Below are 5429 nucleotides of genomic sequence, written 5' to 3'. Positions count from 1 at the left end.
CGACCCTCTTCAACGGCATCATCAGCGGCGATCGTCGGCGCGGCTTTGGCGAAGTCACCGAGCGCGCGGGCCGCATCGCCGGCGGGCTGTCGCGGCTCGGCGTCAAGCCCGGCGACAGCGTCAGCATCCTGATGCGCAACGACATCGCGTTTCTCGAAGCGGCCTATGCGGTGGCGCAGCTCGGCGCCTATGGCGTGCCGGTGAACTGGCACTTCAAGCCGGAAGAGATCACCTATGTCATCAAGGATTCCGGCAGCAATGTCCTGATCGCCCATGCCGACATGCTGCATCAGCTACGCGACGCCATTCCGGCCAGCATCATCGCGTTGAGCGTGCCGACGCCGCCGGAAATTATCGCGAATTACAAGGTCGATCCCGTGCGGACCGGCGCGCCGGAAGGCGCCATCGATCTGGAGAGCTGGCTGCAGCAGCAGGCCCCCTATGACGGTCCGGTGCTGCCGCAGCCGCACAACATGATCTACACCTCGGGAACGACAGGCCATCCCAAGGGCGTACGCCGCTTTGCGCCGACGCCGGAGCAGGCGGCCTCGGCCGACCGGATGCGGGCGCGGGTCTATGGCCTGAAGCCCGGCGCCCGTGCGCTGCTGCCCGGCCCGCTGTACCACTCCGCGCCGAATGCCTTCGCGTTGCGCGGCGGCCGGCTCGGCGGTGCGCTGGTGCTGATGCCGCGCTTCGAGCCGGAAGAATTCTTGCGCATCGTTCAGGACGAGAAGATCGACACCATCTTCATGGTGCCGACCATGTTCATCCGGCTGATGAAACTGCCGGCGGAGGTGCGCGCCAAATACGACATGTCGTCGCTGCGCCATATCATTCACGCGGCGGCGCCGTGCCCGGCAGACGTCAAGCGCGCCATGATCGACTGGTGGGGGCCGGTGATCTACGAGTTCTACGGCTCCACCGAATCCGGCGCCGTCACCTTTGCCAATTCCGAGGATGCGCTGAAAAAGCCCGGCACGGTAGGCAAGATCGCTGATGGTGCGGAGCTGCGCTTTCTCGACGACGACGGCAATATCCTGCCGCAGGGCGAGATCGGCGAGATCTATTCGCGGATATCGGGCAATCCGGATTTCACCTACCACAACAAGCCGGAGAAGCGCGGCGAGATCGAGCGCGACGGCTTCATCACCTCGGGCGATGTCGGCTATATCGACGCCGACGGCTACGTCTTCATCTGTGACCGCAAGCGCGACATGGTGATCTCCGGCGGCGTCAACATCTACCCGGCCGAAATCGAATCCGCGCTGCATGCCGTCCCCGGCGTGCACGACTGCGCGGTGTTCGGCATTCCCGACGAGGAATTCGGCGAAGCGCTGATGGCGGTGATCGAACCGCAGCCCGGCGTGGTGCTGGACCTGGCCTCGGTGCGTACGGAATTGAAGAAGGCGCTCGCGGATTACAAGGTGCCGAAGCAGATGGAGATTCAGTCGAACCTGCCGCGCGAAGACAGCGGCAAGATCTTCAAGCGAAGGCTGCGCGATCCTTATTGGGCGAAGGCGGGCAGGGTGATCTAGACACCGGCCTCTCCACGTCGTCCCCGCGAAGGCGGGGACCCATACCCGCTGTCGTGATGTTTGGCGCTGTGGCGGCGGCCTTCTTCCATGACGGGCTCGGAGGTTATGGGTCCCCGCCTTCGCGGGGACGACTTGCGGAGAGACCTGACCGTCCCGCAGCCACCCCGCGACCGCAACTTGACCTTGCGTGCAGCGCAAAAAATTGCGACTCAGGAAAGCCGGCAACTTTCTGGAGCGTCCTCATGTCATCCATGATCATGCCATCCGACCCAGAGACGCCTGCCAACCGCGGCGAGGACGTCGCCGCTTTGGAAGCCGATGCGCGGCTGCGCGAGGACATCCGGCTGCTGGGCCGCATCCTCGGCGATACCGTGCGCGACCAGGAGGGCGAGGGGGTGTTCGACCTCGTCGAACGGATACGCCAGACCTCGATCCGCTTCCACCGCGACGAAGACCGGCTGGCGCGGCGCGAGCTGGAAACCATTCTGGACGGCATGTCGACGCCCGAGACCGTGCGCATCGTCCGCGCCTTCAGCTACTTCTCTCACCTCGCCAATATCGCCGAGGACCAGAACAATATCCGCCGGATGCGTGCACAGCGCTCCGGCGCCGCCGCGGCGACCGAGGGCACGCTGGCCGGGGCGATTGCCCGGGCGCACGCTGCCGGCATTGGTGCGACCGAACTCCGGCGGTTTTTTGGGCAGGCGCTGATCAGCCCGGTACTCACCGCACACCCCACCGAGGTTCGCCGCAAGAGCACCATCGACCGCGAAATGGAAATTGCCTTTTTGCTCGACCAGCGCGAACGGATGCAGTTCACGGCCGAGGAGATCGAGGCCTCCGAGGAACAGCTCCGCCGCGAGGTGCTGACGCTGTGGCAGACCAATCTGCTGCGCCGGACCAAGCTGACCGTGCTCGACGAGGTCGCCAACGGCCTGTCGTTCTACGACTATACCTTCCTGCGCGAGGTGCCGCGGCTGCATTGCGCGCTGGAAGACCGACTGGCCGCCGAGGACCACGCCGACGATGGCGACATCGGCTCGTTCCTGCGCATGGGCAGCTGGATTGGCGGCGACCGCGACGGCAATCCCTTCGTCACCGCCGAGGTGATGCGCGGCACGCTGGCGCTGCAGTCGTCGCGCGCGATGCGCTACTACCTCGACGAATTGCATGTGCTGGGCTCGGAATTGTCGCTCGCCGCCCATCTCGCGGATGTCTCGGACGAGCTGCGCACGCTGGCGCAGCGTTCGCCCGACGTTTCCCCGCACCGCGCCGGCGAACCCTATCGCCTCGCGGTGTCCGGCATCTATGCGCGGCTCGCCGCCACCGCTCTGGTGCTCGGCGTGCATACCAGCCGCGCGCCGGTCGGCGACGCCGCGCCCTATGCCAGCGCGCCGGAGTTCAAGGCTGATCTCGACGTGCTCCACCGCTCGCTGATTGCCAACAACTCCCGCGTCATCGCCCGCGGCCGACTGCGCCAGTTGCGTCGCGCGGTGGATTGCTTCGGCTTTCATCTCGCCAGCCTCGACATCCGGCAGAATTCCGCGGTGCACGAGCGCACCATTGCCGAACTGATGGACGCCGCCAATCCCGGCACCTCCTATCTGGCGCTGAACGAGGAGGCGCGGATCGCGCTGCTGGCGGGCGAGTTGCGCAGCATGCGGCCGCTGTCGTCGCTGTTCGTCAAGTACAGCGACGAAACCGTCGGCGAACTGGCGCTGTTCCGCGAGGCGGCGGACGCGCATCGCCGTTTTGGCGCGCGCGTGATTCCTCATTGCATCATCTCGATGTGCAAGGGCGTCTCTGACATGCTCGAAGTGGCGCTGCTGCTGAAGGAAGTCGGCCTGGTCGATTCCGCCGGCCGCAGCAGCATCAACATCGTGCCGTTGTTCGAGACCATCGAAGATCTGCAGGCCTCCGCCGCGATCATGGACCGGCTGCTGTCGCTGCACGACTATCGCAAGCTGGTGGACAGCCGCGGCGGCGTGCAGGAAGTCATGCTCGGCTATTCCGACAGCAACAAGGATGGCGGCTTCGTCACCTCGGGCTGGGAATTGTACAAGGCCGAGATCGGTCTGGTGCAGGTGTTCGAACGCCACCACGTGCGTCTGCGGCTGTTCCACGGCCGCGGCGGCTCGGTCGGCCGCGGCGGCGGGCCGAGCTACGACGCCATTTTGGCGCAGCCCGGCGGCGCGGTGGACGGCCAGATCCGCATCACCGAGCAGGGCGAGATCATCTCGTCGAAATATTCCAATGCCGAAGTCGGCCGCAACAATCTGGAAATCCTGACGGCCGCGACGCTGGAAGCCAGCCTGCTGTCGCCCAAGCACAGCGCGCCGCGCCCGGAATATCTCGAGACCATGGAGCAGCTCTCGGCGCTGGCCTTCAAGGCCTACCGCAACCTGGTCTACGAGACCGATGGCTTCGTCGACTACTTCTGGGAGTCGACGGTTATCACCGAGATCTCGACACTCAACATCGGCAGCCGCCCGGCCTCGCGCAAGAAGACGCGCGCCATCGAGGACCTGCGCGCGATTCCCTGGGTGTTCTCCTGGGCGCAATGTCGCCTGATGCTGCCCGGCTGGTACGGCTTTGGCAGCGCGGTGGAAGCCTGGCTGGTCGAACATCCCGACAAGGGAATGGCGTTCCTGCAGGAGATGCACCGCGAATGGCCGTTCTTCCGCACCCTGCTGTCGAACATGGACATGGTGCTGGCGAAGAGCTCGATCGCGATCGCTTCGCGCTATGCCGAACTGGTGCAGGATGTGACGCTGCGCGAAACCATCTTCGGCCGCATCCGCCAGGAGTGGCACACCTGCATCGAGACCTTGCTGGACATCATGGGCCAGGACCGGCTGCTGCAGGGCAACCCGCTGCTCGACCGCTCGATCCGCAACCGCTTCCCCTATCTCGATCCGCTCAACCACGTGCAGGTCGAACTGCTCAAAGCGCATCGCGGCGAGGCCGAGGACGAGCAGGTGCTGCGCGGGATTCAGCTCACCATCAACGGCATTTCAGCGGGGCTGCGGAACAGCGGGTGAGGCCCAACGGCGTGTGAGGCACGACGACGCCCGTGGTATCCCTCCCCCCGCACTTGCGGTGGGGAGGGTCGGCCGAACGAGGCGATGCGCAGCAGCGCCGAAGTGGAGGCCGGGGTGGGGGGCGCCACGCGTGACGTAGCGTTTGTTGCACCACCCCCACCCGACCGCGCTACGCGCGGCCACCCGTGGCGGACGAATTCGTCTGCCAGACCCACCGCGAAGACGCGGGGGGAGGGAAAGAAGCCCTACGAAGACGTTAAACCGGATCCCAGCTGAAAATATCGGCCGAGCGATCGAGCTTGTAGAACGACGGCTTCAGGGCCGGCATGCCGTGTTCGGCGAGGGTCTGCGGGGTCCAGCCTTCGTCGCGATGGACCGAGCGCAGCGGGCGCGACTGGCCCATCAGGAAGATCTCGTTCATGCGCGCGGCGAAGATCTGGCCCGACACTTCCTTGGCGGCATCCGACAGCAGGAACGCCACCAATGGTGCGATCTTCTCCGGCCCCATCCGCTGCATGCGCTCGACACGCGCCTTCTCGGCTTCGGTCTCATCCGGAATGGTGCCGATAAGCCGGCTCCAGGCAAAAGGCGACACGCAATTGGAGCGCACGTTGAAGCGCTGCATGTCGAGCGCGATCGACTTCGACAGGCCGATAATGCCCATCTTCGCGGCGGCGTAATTCGCCTGGCCGAAATTGCCGATGAGACCGCTTGTCGAGGTGAAGTGCACGAACGAACCGGATTCCTGTTCGCGGAAATGCGTTGCTGCCGCACGGGAGACATAGAAGCTGCCGAGCAGATGCACTTTGATCACCAGCTCGAAATCGACGACGCTCATGCGGTGAAAAATGCG

The 5429-nt window shown here is 65.2% G+C and carries 3 protein-coding genes; 2 read left to right on the top strand and 1 reads right to left on the bottom strand.

The window, feature by feature from the left end; all coding sequences use genetic code 11:
- On the top strand, positions 1-1535 hold a 1535-nt coding region (locus tag JWR89_RS21995; RefSeq protein WP_299720136.1), incomplete at its 5' end, for an acyl-CoA synthetase.
- Between the two features lie 242 nt (positions 1536-1777).
- Positions 1778-4576 carry a phosphoenolpyruvate carboxylase gene (gene ppc / locus JWR89_RS21990; RefSeq protein WP_299720135.1) on the top strand — a complete coding sequence of 933 codons (2799 nt, stop codon included), beginning with the start codon at positions 1778-1780 and terminating at the stop codon, positions 4574-4576.
- A gap of 256 nt (positions 4577-4832) precedes the next feature.
- Here ppc and JWR89_RS21985 read toward each other — a convergent pair.
- The coding region (locus JWR89_RS21985; RefSeq protein ID WP_299720134.1) for an SDR family oxidoreductase at positions 4833-5429 on the bottom strand (597 nt) is incomplete at its 5' end.

The sequence above is a fragment of the Tardiphaga sp. genome (assembly GCF_028290785.1).
Taxonomy (GTDB): domain Bacteria; phylum Pseudomonadota; class Alphaproteobacteria; order Rhizobiales; family Xanthobacteraceae; genus Tardiphaga.
The sequence above is the reverse complement of the archived record's forward strand: the minus strand, read 5'-3'. Positions and strand labels throughout refer to the sequence as shown.

Coding starts and splice junctions, on each gene's coding strand:
- ppc (WP_299720135.1), top strand. CDS start 1,778: ATGTCATCCATGATCATGCCATCCGACCCAGAGACGCCTGCCAACCGC.